The 19,956-nt window shown below is 67.4% G+C and carries 16 protein-coding genes; 6 read left to right on the top strand and 10 right to left on the bottom strand.

What is annotated here, in order from left to right; genetic code table 11:
* Nucleotides 1-58: 58 nt before the first annotated feature.
* Genes BM172_RS20175 through napE form a run of 5 tightly spaced genes read right to left on the bottom strand, consistent with a single transcriptional unit; the run spans nt 59 to nt 4,268 of the window.
* A complete protein-coding gene (locus BM172_RS20175) occupies nt 59-658 on the bottom strand; it encodes a NapC/NirT family cytochrome c (protein ID WP_026633379.1) in 600 nt (199 codons plus the stop codon).
* Nucleotides 659-660: 2 nt separating this feature from the next.
* Nucleotides 661-1,236: a nitrate reductase cytochrome c-type subunit gene (locus tag BM172_RS20170; protein ID WP_026633380.1), complete on the bottom strand. Its 576-nt coding sequence runs from the start codon at nt 1,234-1,236 to the stop codon at nt 661-663.
* Nucleotides 1,237-1,246: 10 nt separating this feature from the next.
* A complete protein-coding gene (gene napA, locus BM172_RS20165) occupies nt 1,247-3,742 on the bottom strand; it encodes a periplasmic nitrate reductase subunit alpha (protein ID WP_026633381.1) in 2,496 nt (831 codons plus the stop codon).
* Entirely contained in the window at nt 3,739-4,107 is a 369-nt protein-coding gene (locus BM172_RS20160) for a chaperone NapD (protein ID WP_231504101.1), read from the bottom strand. Before BM172_RS20160 ends, napA begins: the two co-directional genes overlap by 4 nt.
* 2 nt (nt 4,108-4,109) lie before the next feature.
* A complete protein-coding gene (napE, locus tag BM172_RS20155) occupies nt 4,110-4,268 on the bottom strand; it encodes a periplasmic nitrate reductase, NapE protein (RefSeq protein ID WP_026633383.1) in 159 nt (52 codons plus the stop codon).
* 214 nt (nt 4,269-4,482) lie between these two features.
* Here napE and BM172_RS20150 point away from each other — a divergent pair, with 214 nt between their 5' ends.
* On the top strand, nt 4,483-4,983 hold the full coding sequence (locus tag BM172_RS20150; protein WP_051548300.1) for a molybdopterin-dependent oxidoreductase: 501 nt from the start codon (nt 4,483-4,485) through the stop codon (nt 4,981-4,983).
* A 7-nt stretch (nt 4,984-4,990) separates the two neighbouring features.
* On the opposite strand, the gene nagA is transcribed toward BM172_RS20150, so the two are convergent.
* From nagA to BM172_RS20130, 4 genes are all read right to left on the bottom strand, one after another.
* Nucleotides 4,991-6,151 carry an N-acetylglucosamine-6-phosphate deacetylase gene (nagA, locus tag BM172_RS20145; RefSeq protein WP_035322248.1) on the bottom strand — a complete coding sequence of 387 codons (1,161 nt, stop codon included), beginning with the start codon at nt 6,149-6,151 and terminating at the stop codon, nt 4,991-4,993.
* Entirely contained in the window at nt 6,151-7,185 is a 1,035-nt protein-coding gene (locus BM172_RS20140) for an SIS domain-containing protein (protein WP_026633385.1), read from the bottom strand. The genes nagA and BM172_RS20140 overlap by 1 nt, the downstream gene beginning before the upstream one ends.
* Nucleotides 7,186-7,220: 35 nt before the next feature.
* Nucleotides 7,221-8,303, bottom strand: coding sequence for a LacI family DNA-binding transcriptional regulator (locus BM172_RS20135; protein WP_026633386.1), 1,083 nt, complete (start codon nt 8,301-8,303; stop codon nt 7,221-7,223).
* A gap of 96 nt (nt 8,304-8,399) precedes the next feature.
* Nucleotides 8,400-9,632 (bottom strand): sugar MFS transporter, encoded by a 1,233-nt coding sequence (locus tag BM172_RS20130; RefSeq protein ID WP_428844775.1) that lies wholly within the window; start codon nt 9,630-9,632, stop codon nt 8,400-8,402.
* Between the two features lie 529 nt (nt 9,633-10,161).
* On the opposite strand from BM172_RS20130, the gene glk reads away from it, so the two are divergent.
* From glk to BM172_RS20105, 5 genes are all read left to right on the top strand, one after another.
* Nucleotides 10,162-11,172 carry a glucokinase gene (gene glk / locus BM172_RS20125; RefSeq protein ID WP_081804996.1) on the top strand — a complete coding sequence of 337 codons (1,011 nt, stop codon included), beginning with the start codon at nt 10,162-10,164 and terminating at the stop codon, nt 11,170-11,172.
* 99 nt (nt 11,173-11,271) lie between these two features.
* Nucleotides 11,272-14,049, top strand: a complete 2,778-nt coding sequence (locus BM172_RS20120; protein WP_026633388.1) for a TonB-dependent receptor — start codon at nt 11,272-11,274, stop codon at nt 14,047-14,049.
* A gap of 232 nt (nt 14,050-14,281) precedes the next feature.
* A complete protein-coding gene (locus BM172_RS20115) occupies nt 14,282-16,591 on the top strand; it encodes a family 20 glycosylhydrolase (RefSeq protein ID WP_026633389.1) in 2,310 nt (769 codons plus the stop codon).
* Nucleotides 16,588-17,661, top strand: a complete 1,074-nt coding sequence (locus BM172_RS20110) for an acyltransferase family protein (RefSeq protein WP_026633390.1) — start codon at nt 16,588-16,590, stop codon at nt 17,659-17,661. Before BM172_RS20115 ends, BM172_RS20110 begins: the two co-directional genes overlap by 4 nt.
* 68 nt (nt 17,662-17,729) lie before the next feature.
* Entirely contained in the window at nt 17,730-19,475 is a 1,746-nt protein-coding gene (locus BM172_RS20105; protein ID WP_081804993.1) for an alkaline phosphatase family protein, read from the top strand.
* Between the two features lie 253 nt (nt 19,476-19,728).
* Here the strand turns inward: BM172_RS20105 and BM172_RS22620 are convergent.
* Nucleotides 19,729-19,956 (bottom strand): hypothetical protein (locus BM172_RS22620; RefSeq protein ID WP_177218848.1); only part of this gene is annotated, 228 nt, incomplete at its 5' end.

Raw genomic sequence — 19,956 nt, 5'->3', positions numbered from 1 at the left:
CATCCAGACGCATCGTCCTGTTGGGGTTCGCCTGCGGCTCACCCCAACCTACGCCGGTTTAGCCTTGAGGAATGCCCTTCATATCCGGCAGGTGATGGGCAATCCCCTTGTGGCAATCGATACAGGTCTTCTCCCCCGTGCCCAGCCAGCGCTTGTGGATCGAAGCCGAGCGCGGCGACTGGCGGGTCAGGTCCATCGAGGCGTAGTTGTGGCAGTTGCGGCATTCCAGCGAGTCGTTGGCTTTCAGACGCGCCCATTCGTGTTCCGCCAGCACCAGCCGTTCGTCGAGAAACTTCTCCCGCGTATCGATGGTGCCGAAGATCTTGCCCCACACTTCTTTCGAAGCCTGCATCTTGCGCGCGATCTTGTCGGTCCAGTTGTGCGGCACATGGCAGTCGGGGCAGGTGGCGCGCACGCCTGAGCGGTTGCTGTAGTGGATGGTCGTCTTCAGCTCCTGGAACACGTTGTCACGCATCTCGTGACAGCTGGTGCAGAACCTCTCGGTATTGGTCGCCTCCAGCGCCGTATTGAACGCGCCCCAGAACAGCACGCCGGCGAGAAAGCCGCCGAGGGTGAGAAAGCCCAGGCTGTAGTGCACGCTGGGACGGCGCAGCGTGTGCCAGAAGACGAGCAGGCATCGCTTCATCCAGGCCCACATGCTCAGTTCGCCTTGTTCGGTTCGGACAGCACGGTGTCGATGTCCTTGAAGCCGTTAGCCACCAGCGGCTGGGCATCGGTCTGCACTACGTGGCACTGGTTGCAGAAGTAGCGTCGCGGCGAGATGGTGGCGAGGAACTGGTCGTCGCGGTCCATGTAGTGGGTGACGCTCACCGGCGGCGCCTGGAACTTGTCCGCGTTGGCGCGCGCATGGCACAGCATGCAGCGGTTGGAATTGCGGTCGATCTGGTAGTTGTCGATGCTGTGCGGGATGGTCGGCGGCTGCATCGGATAGGCGCGGTTGCGCCGGATGTCGGTGTTTTCCACCCGCGCCATCGGCGGCGGCGCGATCTCCTTGTCGAGCTCGGCGCCGCGGCGGATCGCATCGAGGCCGGAACCGGCAGGCACCACGGCAACGGCGGGGCGCGGTGCGGGCGCAGCCACCGAAGCGGCCGGCGCAGCGGCCTCCTGCGCGGCGCCGGTGGGTCCCGCCTTACGGTGCGAAGCCACGAACGCCAGCACCGATGCCAGCGCCAGCACGACCACGGCGCTGGCGACGAAACGGGAAGTGTTGGACATCAGGGCATCCTCAGGCGGGCAGCACTTTGACGGCGCACTTCTTGTAGTCGGTCTGCTTGGAGATCGGATCGGTCGCGTCCAGCGTGACCTTGTTGATCAGCTGGCCCGCGTCGAACCACGGCACGAACACCAGCCCGCGCGGCACGCGGTTGCGGCCGCGCGTCTCGATGCGCGAGAGCATTTCGCCGCGGCGCGACACCACGCGCACCTCGTCGCCGCGCTTGAGGCCGCGCGCCACCGCATCGTCCGGATGCATGAACACCACCGCGGCGGGGAAGCTGCGGTACAGCTCCGGCACGCGCATGGTCATCGAGCCGGAATGCCAGTGCTCCAGCACGCGGCCGGTGCATAGCCACAGGTTGTATTCGTCGTCCGGCATCTCCGCCGGCGGCTCGTAGGGCAGTGCCCAGATCACCGCGCGGCCGTCGGGATTGCCGTAGAACTGGAAGCCGGCGCCCGCCTTGACGTAGGGATCGGCGCCTTCGCGATAGCGCCAGCGCGTTTCCTTGCCGTCGACCACTGGCCAGCGCAGGCCGCGCGCCTGGTGATAGGCGTCGAACGGGGCGAGGTCGTGGCCGTGGCCGCGCCCGAACGCGGCGTATTCCTCGAACAAGCCCTTCTGCACGTAGAAGCCGAACGCGGCGGACTCGTCGTTCTGGAAGCCCGCTTCGATATCGGCGGCCGGGAAGCGATCCACCTTGCCGTTGCGATAGAGCACGTCGTACAGCGTCTTGTCCTTGAACTGCGGGTTGGCCGCGAGGATCTCCGCCGGCCAGCATTCGTCTGTGGTGAAGCGCTTGGCGAATTCCATCAGCTGCCACAGGTCCGAGCGCGCCTCGCCGGGCGCCTTCACCAGCTGGTGCCAGAACTGCGTGCGCCGTTCGGCATTGCCGTAGGCGCCTTCCTTCTCCACCCACATCGCCGCCGGCAGGATCAGGTCCGCCGCCTGTGCGGTAACGGTGGGATAGGCGTCGGAAACGACGATGAAGTTGTCCGGGTTGCGATAGCCGGGATAGGTCTCCTCCAGCATGTTCGCGCCGGCCTGCATGTTGTTATTGACCATCACCCAGTAGGCATTGAGCTTGCCGTCGCGCAGCGCGCGGTTCTGCTCCACCGCGTGATAGCCCGGGACCGGATCGATGATGCCGTGCGGGATGTTCCAGATCTCCTCCGCATGGCGGCGGTGTTCCGGATTGGTCACCACCATGTCCGCCGGCAGGCGATGGCTGAAGGTGCCCACCTCGCGCGCGGTGCCGCAGGCGGAAGGCTGGCCGGTGAGCGAGAACGGGCTGTTGCCGGGCGTGGCGATCTTCCCGGTCAGCAGGTGGATGTTGTAGACCATGTTGTTGGCCCACACGCCGCGCGTGTGCTGGTTGAAGCCCATGGTCCAGAACGAGGTCACCTTCAGCTTGGGATCGGCGTACAGCTCGGCCAGCTGCTCCAGCCAGCCGCGCTCGACGCCGGTCATCTGCACGGTTTTTTCCAGCGTGTACGGCGCCACGAAGTTGGCGAATTCCTCGAAGCTGATCGGCTGGCCGCCGTTGGCGTCCTTGGCGTGCTTCGCCTTCAGCTCCAGCGGATGGTCCGGGCGCAGGCCGTAGCCGATATCGTCGTTGCCGCGCTTGAAGCTGGTGTACTTGCCGACGAAGTCCTGGTTGACCTTGCCGGTCTTGATGATGTGGTTGGCGATGTAGTTGAGGATGACCAGGTCGGTCTGCGGGGTGAACACGATCGGGATGTCGGCCAGCTCGAAGCTGCGGTGCTCGTAGGTCGACAGCACCGCCACTTTCACGTGCGGATTGGACAGGCGCCGGTCGGTCACCCGCGTCCACAGGATCGGGTGCATCTCCGCCATGTTCGAGCCCCACAGCACGAAGGCGTCGGCGGCTTCGATGTCGTCGTAGCAACCCATCGGCTCGTCCATGCCGAAGCTGCGCATGAAACCCATCACCGCCGAGGCCATGCAGTGGCGTGCGTTCGGGTCGATATGGTTGCTGCGGAAGCCGCCCTTCATCAGCTTGTTGGCGGCGTAGCCTTCGAAAATCGTCCACTGGCCCGAGCCGAACATGCCCACCGCGCCCGGCCCCTTGGTCTTCAGCACCTGCTTGAACTGCGCGGCCATCACGTCGAAGGCTTCGTCCCACGATACCGGCGTGAACTGGCCGTTCTTGTCGTAGGCGCCGTTGGTCTTGCGCAGCAGCGGCGTGGTCAAGCGGTCCGTGCCGTACATGATCTTAGACAGGAAATAGCCCTTGACGCAGTTGATGCCGCGGTTGACCTCCGCGTGCACGTCGCCATGGGTGGCTACCACGCGGCCGTTCTTCACCGCCACGTTGACGCCGCAGCCGGTGCCGCAGAAGCGGCACGGCGCCTTGTCCCATTTCAGTTGCGTGAGGTCGCCCTCGGTCAGCACGTTGCTGGCGGCGGCCGGAAGCGCGAGGCCGGCGGCGCTGGCCGCGGCCGCCGCTGCCGTGTTGCGGATGAATTCGCGTCGCGTCAGGGTCATGCGTCGGCTCCTTGTGACGGCTGCAGCGGCTGTTCGAGTTCGTCGCGCGGCTCGGCGTGGTGATAGATCAGCGAGATGTTGACCACGCCCGGCAGCGCGAGCATGGCGTCGATCAGTTCGAGCACCTCGCGCTGGTGGCCGGTTTCGCACAACAGTACGCAGCGATGCTCGCCGCGCGCGGAGATCTCCAATGCCGGTTGCGTGTCGACATAGGCTTCCAAAGCCGGCATGGCTTCCGGCCGGTGCTGCACCAGCAGGCTGGAGATATGCAGCTCGTCGTTCATCGCCTCGTTCCCGCGCTCGCCGCGCGGAAAGCGCCCCTGCAGGAAGGCGCGCCGGTCGGGCCGGAAGTCGTTGCTGGACATGCTCAGCCTCCCGGCGGGCCGTTGAACATCTGCCAGATCCACACGGCGAAGCCGTAGGACGCTACGGTCAGCACGGCCAGGATGGGAAACAGCGCGACGGTAAGGAGCAGGAAGACCATCCGCTCCTGGCGTTTCCCGGTGCGATCCACGGGACGTTCCATGCTCACTCCCCTTGCCGGCGGGACGGGACGTGGTGCCACGCCCTCAACCGATCCTAGTGCGATCGAACCGGCGATCACTTGACGCCGGTCAAGTCGAGCACATCGCGCGGTACTCTACCGAGCGTTCACGTTGATGTTTGGTGAAACCGGCTGTGACAGCGATCGGGAGCGCTGCCTACAATCCTGCAACTTCCAGGCAAGGGGCACTGACATCATGAGGCGCGCATCCCACGGTCGCTTTGCGTGGTTTTTTCTCGCCTGCCTGCTCGCCTTCGGCCTGCATGCCGCCGAGCCCTCGCCATCGCTGCGCGTCGTGGTGGATGGCAAGGCGACCGTGTTCGACCGCACCGCACTGGCGGCACTGCCGCAGGCCAAGCTGACGGCAGCGGTCCACGACGAAAAGCCCGCGGAGTGGTCGGGCGTCGCGCTGGCCGAGCTGCTGCGCCGCGCGGGCGCGCTGGACAAGCCGCTGCGCGGCAAGGGCCTGGCGCTGTTCGTGCGCGTCACCGCCACCGACCACTATCAGGCGGTGTTCGCGCTGGCCGAGCTGGATCCGTCGATCGGCGGCAAGACCGTGCTGCTGGCCGACGCCCGCGACGGGCAATCCCTGGCGACCGATGGCCCATTCCGCCTGGTGGTTCCGGACGACAAGCGCGCCGCGCGCTGGGTGCGCGGCATCGTGTCGATCGAGGTGGTGGACGGCACCGCGCAGTGAAGCGCGATCAGGCGGCGTAGCGTACGCCGCCGATCCAGGTTTCCTGCACGACCAGTGCGTCGTCCAGCACGGCGAAGTCCGCGCGCTGGCCGGCGACGATGCGCCCCAGTTCGCGCTCCAGTCCCAGCCAGGCGGCCGGATAGGCGCTGGCCATGCGCGAGGCTTCCGCCAGCGGCAGGCCCACCGCGTTGACCAGATGGCGCACGCCGGTGGCCATGTCCAGCGCCGAGCCGGCCAGCACGCCGTCGTCGCTCTGGCAGACGCCGTCGCGGGCGACGATGGTCTGGCCATTGAGCACGTAGGTCGGATCGTCCGCGCCCACCGGTGGCATCGCATCGGTGACCAGCACGCTCTTGCCGCGCGCCTTGGCGGCGATGGCGACGCGCAGGCTGGCCGGATGCACGTGATGCAGATCGACGATCAGCCCGCACCAGCTGTGCGGATCGTCCAGCGCCGCACCGACCACGCCGGGGTCGCGGCTGCCGAGCGGGGTCATCGCGTTGTAGAGGTGGGTGAAGCCGCTGACGCCGGCATCCAGCGCGGCGCGCATGGTGGCGTAGTCGGCGGCGGTATGGCCGGCGACCACGATCACGCCGGCCGCACTCAGCTGGCGGATGGTCTCCAGCGGCACGCGTTCGGGCGCGAGCGTCATCATCACCACGCCGCGGTGCTTGCGCGCGATGTCGGCGATATCCGCGGCGTCGGGCAGGCGGAACAGGTTGGCGTCGTGGATGCCCTTGCGCGCCGGCGCCAGGAACGGGCCTTCCAGATGGATGCCGAGAATGCCGGGTACGCCTTCGGCGATCGCTGCATCGACTGCTTCGAGCGCGGCGTGCATCACGTCGGCGGTATCGGTGATCAGCGTCGGCAGCATGCCGGTGGTGCCGAACCTGCGGTGCGCCGCGGCGATGCCGCGCAGCGTGTCCACCGTCGGCGCGGCATTGAACAGCAGCCCGCCGCCGCCGTTGACCTGCACGTCGATGAAGCCGGGCAGCAGCAGGCGGCCCTGCAGGTCGTGGCGCGTGGCCTTGTCCAGCGAAGGATCGCCGGCCGGCACCAGCGCCTCGATGCGCCCGCCGCGCACCAGCACGGCGAGATCGTTGCGCGGGCCGTGGTCGGCGAGGACGCGGCCGTTGACCAGGGCCAGTAGCGGTTGCGCTGCGCTCATCAGACCGTCTCCGTCACCTTGCGCAGGTGCGGCGGCACGTCCGGATCGAAGCCGCGCGCCAGCGCCAGTTCGCTGGTGGCGCGATAGAAGCTCTGCACCGCCAGCAGCGGGGTGACGATCGAATCCATGCCGGCCGGCAGCGGCAGCGCGTCCGCGCCGCTGGCGCCGGGCTTGGCCACCAGCACGCGCGCGCCGCGCGCGCGGAATTCCTCCGCCACGGCCAGCGTGCTGTCCAGCGTGTCGTCGCCCTGGGCGAAGAACAGCACCGGGAAGCCGGCGCCGACGATCGCCATCGGACCGTGCTTCACCTCGGCCGCGCTGAAGGCCTCGGCGTGCAGGCCGCAGGTTTCCTTGAGCTTGAGCGCCGCTTCCAGTGCGGCGCCGAAGCCGTAGCCGCGGCCGACCACGAACAGGTTGCGCGCCTCGCGCAGGCCGTCGACCAGCGCGCTCCAGTCGGCGTCCCAGCCACGGCGCAGGTCGGCGGGCAGGCGCGCCACGTCGGCGTGCAGGGTGTCGTCATTGCCCCAGTGCGCGGTCAGCTGCAGGATCGCCGCCAGCGTGGCCAGGTAGCTCTTGGTCGCCGCCACGCTCAGCTCGGGGCCGGCGCGCAGCGGGATCACCGTGTCGGCCAGCGCGGCCAGCGGCGAGTCCTCCACGTTGACCATCGCCACCACCAGCGCGCCGGCGTCCTTCGCCGCCTGCGCGCTGCGCAGCAGATCGGGGCTCTTGCCGGACTGCGAGATGACCAGGAACAGCGCGCCGTCCAGCTTCAGGTCGGCGTCGTAGATGGAGGCCACGGACGGCGAGGCCGAGGCGGTGAGCAGCCCCAGCCGGGTCTCGAACACGTACTTGGCATAGGCCGCCGCATGGTCGGAACTGCCGCGCGCGCAGGTGACGATGAACCGCGGCGGCTCGGCGCGCAGCCGTTCGCCCAGCGCCTTCAGCACGTCGGCATTGGCGGCGAGCTGGCGCTCGACCACGTCGGCGGACTCGTGGGCTTCGCGGTACATCAGGGTGTCGCTGGCTTGCTTCATGGGATGGCGTTCTCGGTGATGCGTGCGGCCGTGCGTCAGGCCTTGCGTGGCTGACCGGCGCGGGGCGCGGCGGTCTTGGGGGTGTTGTTCTTCGGTGGCGCGGTGGAACCGCGCACCACCAGTTCGGGGACGAAGCATTCGTTCGACGGTTCGGCGAAGCCTTCGCCGTTCTCGCGCTGCAGATCGGCCATCAGGTGCAGCGCGGCGTGGCGGCCGATCTCGCCGGTGGACTGGCGCGCGGTGGTGAGCGCCGGCCAGGCCTGCTTGGAGAACGGGCTGTCCTCGAAGCCGGCGATCGAAAGATCCCACGGCACGTCCAGGCCGCTGGAGCGCGCCGCGGCGAGCACGCCGGCGGCGATTTCGTCGTTGCTGCCGAAGATCGCGGTGGGCGGATCCTTCAGCGCCAGCAGCTTGCGCGCGCCGCGAAAACCGTCGTCGAAGGCGTAGCGGCCGGGCAGCACCAGCTTCTTGTCCTGCACGATGCCGTAGTCCTTCAGCGCATCGGCGTAGCCCTGGTAGCGCTCCGGGCTGGAACGGTGATGCGGCTCGCCCCACAGGAAGCCGATGCGCTTGTGGCCGAGCTGGATCAGGTGCTCGGTGATCGCATAGGCCGCGCTGCGGTCGTCCACGTAGACGCAGGGCGAGCCGTCGTGCGGATCCTCGCGCGAGGAAATGATCCGCACGAAGTCGATGCCGTGCTTGGACAGCGTGCTGACCAGCTCATGCTGCTCGGACATCGGCGGCGCCAGCACCAGGCCGGCCAGGCGATTGCGTTCGACCAGCGCGCACAGCTCGCGCGCCAGGGCGGGCGACGAGGAATCGCAGGGGTGGATCTGCAGGCCGAAGCCGCGTTCGCGGCAGGCCGACAGCACGCCTTCCTGCATGCTGATCACGTAGTGCGCGTTGGGGTTGTCGTAGACCAGGCCGATCGCATACGCATGCGTGCTGCGCAGGCCGCGCGCGGACGGATTGGGCTGGTAGCCGAGCGCCTCGATGGTGCGCTCCACCTTTTCGCGCGTGTCGGCACGCACCGAGGCCTCGCGGTTGATCACGCGGGAGACCGTCTTCAGCGAGACGCCGGACGATTTGGCGACGTCCTTGATGGTGGGGTTGCGCAACTTAAGGAAACTCCGGGGGAAACAGGACGGGCATCGTAGCCCAGCCGCTTGCGGCGAGGATGGCGGAGCCGTGACAACGGCCCCGCCTGACCTGGCTCACGGCGCGTGCTGGCCCACGCGGTGCCCGCGCAGTCCGTAGAACAGGATGTACAGGTAGCAGGGCACCATCAGCAGCATGAAGACCAGCTGGAAGTCGTAGTGCTGCTTCAGATGCACGAAGGCCTGCGGCACCAGCGCGCCGCCGACGATCGCCATGATCAGCAGCGCCGAGCCGGCCTCGGTCCAGCGCCCCAGCCCCTTGATCGCCAGCGGGAAGATCGCCGGCCACATCATGGCGTTGGCGAAGCCCAGCGCGGCCACGAAGCCGACCGAGGTGTAGCCGGTGGTGGCCCAGGCGCCCACGGTGAAGGCCACGCCCAGTACCGCCGATACGGCCAGGTAGCTCTGCTGCGAGATGATCTTCGGGATCAGCACCAGGCCGGCCAGGTAGCCCAGCAGCATGGCGAACAGGGTGAACGAGGTGAAATGCTTGGTGGCGTCCAGCGGCAGCCCCAGGCCCTGGCCATAGGTGCCGATCGCGTCGCCCGCCATCACTTCCACGCCCACGTACAGGAACAGGCACAGCACGCCCAGCCACAGGTGCGGGAAGCTCAGCAGGTTGCCCTTGGCGTGGCCGATCTCCGCTTCGCTGTTGGCGCCGGACGGCTTGATCTCCGGCAGCGGCGAACGCAGCACCCACACCGCCAGCAGCACCAGCAGGCCGGCCATGGCCAGATAAGGCATGTGCACCTTGGCGGCGAAGGTGTTGAGCAGCGCCTCGCGCGCTTCCGGCGTCGGCGCGGCCTTCACCTGCTGGTCGAAAGTATCGATGCCGCTCAGCACCAGCCAGCCGAACACGAACGGCGCCAGCGCGCCGGCCACCTTGTTGCAGATGCCCATGAAGGCGATGCGCTGCGCCGCACTGTCGATGGGACCCAGGATGCTGATGTACGGATTGGACGCCGTCTGCAGCAGGGCCAGGCCCGCGCCGATCACGAACAGGCCGGCCAGCGCGCCGCCGTAGACGCGCATCGACACGAACTGGCCGAACAGCACCGCGCCGATCGCCATCACGAACAGGCCCAGCGCCATGCCTTTCTTCATGCCGGTGCGCTTGAGCACCGCGGAGGAGGGCAGGGCCAGGAAGAAGTACGAGCAATAGAACACCATCGGCACCAGGAAGGCGTTCACGTCGTCCAGGGAGAACGCCAGCTTGACGAAGGTGATCAGCGGCCCGTTGAGCCAGGTGACGAAGCCGAAGATGAAGAACAGCAGGCCGATGATCAGCATCGGTACCAGGCCGGAGGCCCGGTCGTGCGTATCGCCGGCGGCGAAGCTTGTGGACGACATGTAGTGACTCCCCGAGTAGTGCCGATGCCGACGGCGGCCCGCAGGCCGCGTCGCCTCCCATCGTGTTATCCGCGCTAACTAGCAACGTTGTCAATCGGCGCTTCGGAAGGGTGCCTGGAAGGCTGCCGCGGGTCAGCACCTCGGCAGTGGGGCATGGCGCGGCGCGACATGCCTGCCCCGGACCCGGCAAAAACCGTGCTAAGTGGCGCAGCCATGGGAATCGGCCGGCTTCCGGGCCGGGCCCGGCCGGCGTTATGCAGAGGTGTTTGCTGCGTCGCGGAACCGTCAGCAAGGGTCTAGGAAATTCGACCTGTTGACAACGTTGTCATTGCGCTCCCATATTCCGCCCTCATCGGGGGCTGTGACAACAGCATGACGTCGGCATGACCGCGTCGAACGTGAAGATGGGGAGGGGCTTGTGGCGGAACTGGTCAACCAGGGCGGCGGGCTGAAGGGTGCCTCGCAGGGGATGCCTTTCCTGGCGGCGGACGTCGGTGGGACCCATGCGCGCATCGGGCTGGTCAGCCAGCGCCCGGACGGCGCGCGCCCCGTCACCGTGCTGCAGTACCACCGCTACGCCTGCGCCGAATGGCCCAGCCTCACCGCGGTGCTCAAGGATTTCGTCAGCCAGCTCGGCGGCGCCGTGCAGGTGGACCAGTGCGCGGTGGCCAGCGCCGGCTACGTGCTGGGCGACGCCATCGTCAACGACAACCTGCCCTGGCCGGTGTCCATCCGCGACATCCGCGACAGCCTGGGGATCGAGCGGCTGGCCGTGGTCAACGATTTCGAGGCCGTGGCCTATGCCACGCAGTTCCTGGTCCATGCCGACACCACGCCGGTGATCGAGGCGCAGACCCCCGGCGGCGTCGGCCCGGTGCTGGTGATGGGGCCGGGCACCGGCCTGGGCTCGGCGGTGCTGCTGCCGGGCAAGCCGCACGCCACCGTGCTGGCCACCGAGGCGGGGCAGATCGCCCTGTCGCCCGGCAACGAGCGCGAGATCGAGATCCTGCGCGTGCTGGCCGGCGAGCGGCCGTACGTGTCGTTCGAACATGCGCTGTCCGGTCCCGGCCTGCTGAATCTGTATCGCGCGCTGTGCGTGCTGCGCGGCCAGTCACCCGTACTGGCCAAGCCGAGCGAGATCACCCGCGCCGCGCTGGACGCCAGCGATGCCGCGGCCGTGGAGGCGCTGGAGGTCTTCTGCGGCCTGCTCGGCAGCTTCGTCGGCGATCTGACCCTGCTTTACGGCGCGCGCGGCGGCGTGTTCCTCGCCGGCGGCATCCTGCCGCAGATCCGCGACGTGCTGCTGACCAGCAGTTTCCGCGAGCGCTTTTTCAACAAGGGCGTGATGCGGGCCTTTTTGCAGCAAGTGCCGGTGCGCCTGATGGAGCACGGGCAGCTGGGAGTGATCGGCGCGGCCGGCATGTATCTGGAAGGCCATACCGCGCATCCGCCGGAGAGCTCAGCAACACAGCCATCGTAGTCAGCGCAGCAACCTAAGGGGCGCAAGCCCAGTCACCGCCTAGCGGACCTCGGCGACGCCACGGCATCCGCACCAGCGATCCTTTGAGGGGAGGAAACCATGTCACACCGTAAGACGCTACTAGCCGCCAGCATCGTCGCCGGACTCTGTCTTTCCGGCGCCATCTACGCGCAGGATGCCCAGACCGGCACGACCGGCACGGCCCAGACCAAGGCCGGCGCCGACAAGAACAAGGCCAAGGAGCTGGGCACCGTCGTGGTCACCGGCATCCGCGATACCGAGGCGGAGTCGATCGAATTCAAGAAGTACGCCGACTCGCATGTCGACGTCATCACTGCCGAGGACGTGGGCAAGCTGCCGGCCAAGAACGTGGCCGATACGCTGCAGCGCCTGCCCGGCGTGAACATCAGTTCGTCCAGCGCCAGCGAAGGCGGCTTCGACGAGGCCGACCGCGTCAGCCTGCGCGGCACCAATCCCAGCATGACCCAGACCCTGGTCAACGGCCACACCGTGGGCACCGGCGACTGGTTCGTGCTGAGCCAGGTGCAGACCGTGGGCCGCAGCGTGAGCTATAGCCTGCTGCCGTCCGAAATCGTCAGCCAGGTGGTGGTGCACAAGAGTTCCGAAGCGAAGATCGTCGAAGGCGGCAGTGCCGGCTCGGTCGACATCATCACGCGCAAGCCGCTGGAGTTCGCCAAGCCGCTCACCGCGGAAGCCTCGATCGGCGGCGTCTATTCCGACCTGCCGAGCAACACCAAGCCGCAGTTCAGCGGCCTGTTCAACTGGAAGAACAGCGACAACACCTTCGGCGTGATGCTGCAGGGCTTCTACGAGAAGCGCAGCCTGCAGCGCAACGGCCAGGAAGTGGTGGGCGGCTACGGCAAGATCGCCGCCACCGATCCGGCCGCCGTGGCCGACCCGAAGCTGGCCGGCCTGGCTTATCCGAACCTGCTCGGCGCCACGCTGTTCACTCAGGAGCGCGAGCGCAAGGGTGGCGTGATCGACCTGGAGTTCAAGCCCAGCGATACGGTCACGCTGAACCTGAGCGGTTTCTACTCCAAGCTCGAAGCGGACAACTACAACCGCAACTACATGTTGTGGAGCAGCCACTTCGCGCCGTACCTGGTGCCCAGCAGCTATTCGGTGAAGAACGGCGTGATCACCAACGCCGTCTATCCGAAGGTGACCGATCCCAGCGTGATGTGCGGCGGCGCGCCGTGCACCAACACCTCGTGGGGCGTCTACGACCAGATCTCGCGTCCGGGCGCGGCCTCGCAATCGCGCTATGTCACCCTGGACGGCGAGTGGCGCGCCTCGCAGTCGCTCACCTTCAAGGGCCAGGTCGGCACTACCAAGGGCAAGGGCAGCAGCCCGACGCAGGACGTGCTCGAGCTGGGCACGGGCGGCGGTGGCGGCGCGTCGTGGGCCATGAACGGTCTTGACCATCCCGCCAGCTGGTCGCTCGGCGGCGACAACAGCACGCCCTCTGGCATCCGCCCGCAGGACGGCTGGATCTTCGGCGACCAGGCGATCGAGGTCACCGACAAGGAAAACTGGATCGGCGGCGACGGCGAGTGGGCGGTGGATCGCGGCGTGCTGTCCTCGCTGGAATTCGGCGCGCGCTATTCGGACCACACCCGCCAGAACAAGACCGACATCGGCCAGGGCCCGAACTTCGCCACCGACTGGCAGAATCCGGCCAACTATCCGACCGGCCACGCCAACTATCCGAGCGACTTCACCAGCGATCTGGGCGGCAGCGTGCCCGGCAACATCTGGTACTACACGCCGGGCCAGCTGGCCCAGATCGACGGCCAGTTCGCCAACCGCGATGCGGTGACGCGCTTCAACTGGCAGAACATCTACAAGGTGAAGGAAAAGGTCACCGCCGCCTACCTGCAGGCCAACTTCTCCGGCGAGCGCTGGAGCGGCAACCTGGGCGGCCGCTGGGTGCGCACCGAAGAGAACATCAACTACAACACCAGCAATCCCGAGCAGTACACCGTGGCAGGTCCGATCACCGGCTCGGCCTTCGGCAACTACTACAAGAGCAAGTACGACCACACGTACAGCAAGTTCCTGCCCAGCGCGAACTTCAAGTACAGCTTCACCGACGACCTGATCGGCCGCCTCGCGGCGTCGCAGACCATGACCCGTCCGGACTACTCCGCGCTGGCCGGTTCGGTCTCGCTGGACGACCTGACCCACACCGGCAGCGGCGGCAACCCGCAGCTCAAGCCGATCGTCTCGACCAACTTCGATGCGTCCCTGGAGTGGTACTTCGCGCCGCGCGGCCTGCTGTCGGCCGGTGCGTATTACATGGACCTGAAGGACTACGTGAACTTCGGTCCGGTCAGCCGCACCTACAAGGACCAGAACGCCAGCAACAACTCCGGCCAGGACGTGTTCAACACCTACCTGGTGAGCGTGCCGGTGAACGTGGACGGCCATATCAGCGGCATCGAATTGGCTTATACGCAGCCCATCGGCGACAACTTCGGCGTGGCCGCCAACTACACCTATGCCGACGGCAGCACCTCCACCGGCAAGCCGCTGCAGGGCACCTCGGAGAACACCTACAACGTTTCCGGCTACTTCGAGAACGAGCGCTTCAACGCGCGCCTGAGCTACACCTACCGTTCGTCGTTCTTCGCCGGCGTCAGCCGCACCGACACGTACTTCCAGTCGGGCCTGGGCAACCTCGCGTTGTCGCTGGGCTACAAGATCAACGACTGGGCTTCGCTGTCGTTCGACGCGATGAACCTCAACAATCCCAAGATCAAGTACTACACCAACGTCGAGGGCATCGGTAACCAGCCGTACGCCTTCTACGTCAACGGACGCCAGTACTACCTCAACCTCCGGTTGAAGTATTGAGGCACACTGAGCAACACCTCCCCATTTGGGCCCGGCTTGTCCGGGCCCTTCTTTAGGGAGGCCACGAAAAGCGGTAGGTTGGGGTGAGCGCAGCGAACCCCAACGAGGGTTCGACCGGCGACAGCTTTCGGCGTCTGCCCGCCGATCGTTGGGGTTCGCTGCGCTCACCCCAACCTACGCTTCCCCGCACGGGGCGCTTCAGCAGAACTTAGAGAGAAGAGGAACGCAGCCAGTGACTTTCGCACCACACCTCGGCCGGACCCTGCTGCTGGCCGCGCTGGCCGTTCTTCCGTCTTTCGCTCTTGCGGGCGGAGCACAAGGTGATGCCCCGCTGTCGCTGATTCCGCTGCCCGGGAAAGTGACACGATCAAACGGTGTACTCGCTATCCATGCGAACACCGTGCTGGTGGCCACCGACGCCGACAGCCGCCGCACCGCCACCTGGCTCGCCGCGCAGATCAAGCGCAGCCGCGGGCTGGACCTGCGCATCGTCGACCGGGCCGGCAGCGCGCCGGCCATCGTGCTTCACCGCGACGCCAAGTCGTCCGCTCCCGTCGAAGGCTATGTGCTGGACGTCGACGCCAAGGGCGCGCGCATCGCCGCGCGCGACAGCGATGGCCTGTTCCACAGCGCGGTCACGCTATGGCAGTTGCTGACCCAGGAAGATGCCAAAGCCGCCGCGCCCTTCGTGCATATCGAAGACGCGCCGCGCTTCCCCTGGCGCGGCCTGATGCTGGACTCTGCCCGCCATTTCCAGAGCGTCGCCGAGATCCGCGCGCTGATCGACCAGATGGCGCTGCACAAGCTCAACGTGTTGCATTGGCATCTCACCGACGACCAGGGCTGGCGCATCGAGATCAAGCGTTATCCGGAACTGACCCGCATCGGCGCCTGGCGCTCGCCGCCGTACGCGGGCAAGGATGGCGAGCCGGCGCGCTACGGCGGCTTCTATACCCAGGATGAGATCCGCGCGCTGGTTGCCTACGCCGCGGAGCGCCACGTCACCATCGTCCCCGAGCTGGACATGCCCGGCCACGCGCAGGCCGCGGTCGCCTCGTATCCGGAGCTGGGCGTGACCGGCCAGCGTCCGCCGGTGTCGGGCGACTGGGGCGTGCATACCTATCTATACAACGTGGATGACGCCACCTTCGTGTTCATGCAGCACGTGCTGGACGAAGTGATGGCGCTGTTCCCGTCGCGCTACATCCACGTGGGCGGCGACGAGGCAGTGAAGGACCAGTGGCAGGCGTCGTCCGCGGTGCAGGCGAAGATCCGCGCGCTGGGGCTGAAGAACGAAGATGCGCTGCAAGGCTGGTTCATCGCGCGCCTGGGCACCTACCTGAAGGCGCACGGGCGCCGGCTGATCGGCTGGGACGAGATTCTCGAGGGTGGCGTGCCGGCCGACGCCACGGTGATGTCGTGGCGCGGCATCAAGGGTGCGATCGAGGCGGCGCGCAAGGGTCATGACGTGGTGTCCTCGCCGGCGCCGGACCTGTACTTCGACCAGTTGCAGAGCGACCGTGCGGACGAGACGACCGGCCGTGTCCCTGTGCGCGACCTGGCGGGCATCTATGCATTCGAGCCGGTGCCGAAGGAACTGGACGCCACCCAGGCGCGGCATGTGCTGGGTGCGCAAGCCAATGTGTGGACCGAACACATGCCCACCATCGCGCATGTGCAGCACGCGGTGTTTCCGCGGCTGGACGCGCTGTCAGAAGTGCTGTGGTCGCCTGCGAACGAACGCGACTGGAATGGCTTCCTCGCACGCCTGCCGGCACAGCTGGCGCGGTATCGCGCCGCCGATGTCGCCTACGCGGACAGCGCTTTCGCGCCCATCATCGAAACAGACCGCAACGCCGCGCTCGCCGCCGGCAAGGCCAGCGTGACGCTGGCCAACCAGGTGAAGTTCGGCACGCTGCACTACACGCTGGACGGCAGCGAGCCGACCGCGCAATCGCCGCGCTACCAGGCGCCGTTCGAGGTGAAGCTGCCGACCACGGTGCGTGCGGTGGCGTTGGACGCCAGCGGCCAGCCCTTGGCGGCGCCGCGCGAGCGCGTGCTGGATGCCACCCATCTGCTGACGCGTGAGAACGCCGAGCTGATCAATTGCCCGGGCAGCGACTTCCGCCTGCGCGTACAGCCCATGCCGGATGCGACCAGCATGACGCCGGCCTACAGCGTCAATATCTTCGATACCTGCCAGGAATATCCGGCCGCGCGCCTGGACGGCATCGCCAGCATCCACGTCGAAGCGGTGCGCCTGGAGCGCAACTTCCAGCTGGCGCACGAGGCCAAGCTGGTGGTATCGCGCCCGGCGAAGACCGCGCATGGCGAACTGGTAGTGCGCAAGGACAGCTGCGAGGGCGACGTGCTGGCCAGCATGCCGCTGCCGGATCCATCCGGCCCGCGCCGCTTCCAGCTGGCCGCGGCGCTGCCGGATGCGAAAGGCGTGCACGATCTCTGTCTGATCTTCACCGCGCCCATCACCGGCCCGCTCTACGGCATCGAGCGCGCCAGCCTGACGCCGTCGGCTACACGATGAACGCCGCCGCTCGCCGCCTCGCTTCGGTCGACGCCCTGCGCGGCTGCACCGTGGCGGCGATGCTGCTGGTCAACGATCCGGGCGACTGGAGCCATGTGTACTGGCCACTCGAGCACGCCCAATGGCATGGCTGCACGCCGACCGACCTGGTGTTCCCGTTCTTCCTGTTCGTGGTGGGTGTGTCGGTGGCGCTGGCGATCGCACCGCGGATGGAGCAGGGCGCGGACCGCGGCGCATTGATGCGCGCCGCGCTGGTGCGCGCCTTGCGCATCGTCGGCCTGGGCCTGCTGATCAATGCCGCCGCGGCGCTGATCCTGCCGGATGCGCATATGCGCATCCCGGGCGTGCTGCAGCGGATCGGCATCTGCTTCGCGGCGGCGGCGGCGTTCCAGCTTTATGCCAATGGCCGCGTGCAGTGGAGCGCCATCGCCGCGCTGCTGGCCGGCTATGCGGGACTGCTCGCGCTGGGTGGCACGCTGGAGCCGTTCCAGAACATCGTCAGCCGCACCGATACCACCGTGTTCGGCCACTTCGCCTACCGCTATTTCCCCGCCACCGGCCTGGGCCACGATCCGGAGGGCCTGCTTGGCACGCTGCCTTCGATCGCCACCTCGCTGCTGGGTTTGCGCGCGGGCCACTGGCTGCGGCGCGACGATCGGCGTGCGCTGCTGCTGAGCGGCGTGGCCTATGTGCTGCTCGGTGCGATGTGGTCGCTGCTGCAGCCGCTCAACAAGAATCTGTGGACGCCGTCGTTCGTGCTGTGGACGGCCGGTTGGGCGACGCTGGCGCTGCTGGCGTTCCACCTGCTGGTGGACCTGCGCGGCTGGCCCGCCTTGGGGCGGCGCTTCGGCGTCAACGCGGTCGCCGCGTATGCGGGCTCGGAGTTCATGCAGATCCTGCTGCCAGGGCTGGGTATCCAGGATCCCCTGTATCGATCGGTATTCGCCGGATGGATCACGCCGCTGGCCGGGCCGTATGTCGCATCGCTCGCGTTTGCCGTGACTTTCGTCGCCGTGTGGTGGGCGATCGTGTGGGCGATGGATCGCCGGCGGATCTACCTCAAGCTCTGACGCGCTTCGCCATCAGCCGCTATCATCGTCCGCTTGCTGACATCAAGCTGACGATGAAGAGGTTTGCCATGAGTCGTTCGTCCATGCTCGCGCGCCGCGGGTCGGTGCTTTCGCTCTGCGCGCTGATGAGCGCCTGCGCCAGCCAGGCAGTGACGCCGCCGAAGCAGAATGCGGCCGCCGTTATCGACGTGCCGTCGATCAAGCGCCCTGAGGGCGAGACGCCGTCGTGGTGGTTCCGCAATGGTGCCGCGCAGGCGGCGCAGGTGTCGGCGCAGGCGAGTGCGCAGGGGCAGAAGGCGAAGAATGTCATCGTCTTCCTCGGCGACGGCATGAGCATCCCGACCATCGCCGCCGCGCACGTGCGCGCGGGGCAGCGCAAGGGCGTGGACGGCGAGAGCTACAAGCTGAGCTTCGAGCAGTTCCCCTTCAGCGCCTTCAGCCGCACCTACGAGACCGACCAGCAGACGCCGGATTCGGCCGGCACCATGACCGCGATCATGACCGGCGTGAAGACGCGCGCCGGCTATATCGGTGTCTCGCAGGTGCCACGCCGGCAGGATTGCGCCGCCAGCAGGGGCCAGGAGCTGGTGACCACGCTGGAACTGGCTGCCGCTGCCGGCATGAGCACCGGCGCGGTGACCACCACGCGTATCACCCACGCCACGCCGGCGGCGACGTATGGCCACCTGCCGGAGCGCAACTGGGAAGTGGATGCCGAGCTGACCGCACAGGCGAAGGCGCAGGGTTGCAAGGATTTCGCGGCGCAGCTGGTCGACTTCCCCGCGCTCGATGGCCTCACCGTGGCGATGGGCGGCGGGCGCACCGAATTCATGCCGGCGGGCGAGACCGATCCGGAATACGCCAACAAGGTGGGACAGCGCCTCGATGGCCGCGACCTGATCGCCGAGTGGAAGGCGAAGCACCCGGGCGGCGCTTACGTATGGAACGAGCAGCAGCTCAAGGCGCTGGACCTGTCGAATACGCCGCGCCTGCTCGGCCTGTTCGAGCCTTCGCACATGAACTACGAACATGAGCGTGCGCAGGACAAGGCCGGCGAGCCGAGCCTGGCCGAGATGACCGTGGCGGCGATCGACGTGCTCAAGCGCAACCCCAACGGTTTCTTCCTGATGGTCGAAGGCGGCCGCATCGATCATGCGCTGCACGCCGGCAATGCCTACCGCGCGCTGGACGAGACCATTTCGATGGCCGACGCCGTGGCGGCGGCGCTTGCCCATACCGATCCCAAGGACACGCTGATCGTGGTCACCGCCGACCATGCGCACACGCTCACCTTCGCCGGCTACCCCAAGCGCGGCAACGACATCCTCGGGCTGGTGCAGGGGCACACCGACAGCTACGACGAGGAAGGCGGTGCGGGCGTGGCGCGCGACGCGACCGGCAAGCCGTACACCACGCTGGGTTTCGCCAACGGCCCGGGCTATACCGGTGCGACCGACAAGCAACCGGAGGGGCCGAAGCGCTATCCGCACAATCCGGGCGAGTACTCGCCGGCAAAGAACGGGCGGCCCGACCTGAGCAAGGTCGACACCACCGCGCCAGACTACATGCAGGAATCGATCGTGCCGTTGAAGGGCGAGACGCATGGCGGCGAGGACGTGGCGATCTTTGCCAATGGCCCGGGTGCGTCGGCGTTCCATGGCGAGATCGAGCAGAACGCGATCTTCCATGTGATCGTGCAGCATGCGCCGCGCTTGCGTGAGGAGTTGTGCAGGCTTGGCAGCTGCAATGCGGACGGGGTGCCGGTGGAGCGGCCGGCGTATGAGGCGTGGGTGAAGCAGGTGAGCGGCAAGTAAGCTCACTGCTCGTCATTCCTGCGCAGGCAGGAATCCAGTAACGACATCGCTCGATAGTCGCGAAAAGCCGGACCGATGTTGTCGCGAAAACCCTGGGTTTTCGCGACTGGATTCCTGCCTGCGCAGGAATGACGAGCAGGGTAGGTTGGGGTTACGGGCTGCCTCAGCAGCCCGCCCTTCGGGCCATCCGCTACGCGGATGTTCGCTACGGCATCCTGCCTTCGCAGTCGCCTGCGGCTCACCCCAACCTACGTCAAAGCAGCAGTTGCGGGTGCGGGTTGGCGCCGAACGGCGACGCTCCTTCGATGCGCAGGGCCGCCGCGAGATAAGCCCATAGCGCCTCAGCGGGCGCCGCATCCTCCGGCGGCGAGCCATCGGGCAGCTGTCGGCCGGCGCTGCCCGTCCTGACGTACTTGCCGATCACCGTCGCAGTGCCGCCCTTCGCGTGGTCGGCACCCGGCAGCGTGCGGCTGAACTCGCC

The organism is Dyella marensis, assembly GCF_900112865.1.
GTDB classification, from domain to species: Bacteria; Pseudomonadota; Gammaproteobacteria; order Xanthomonadales; family Rhodanobacteraceae; genus Dyella_D; species Dyella_D marensis_A.
Note: the sequence above shows the minus strand (reverse complement) of the source record. Positions and strands in the feature narration are given on the sequence as shown.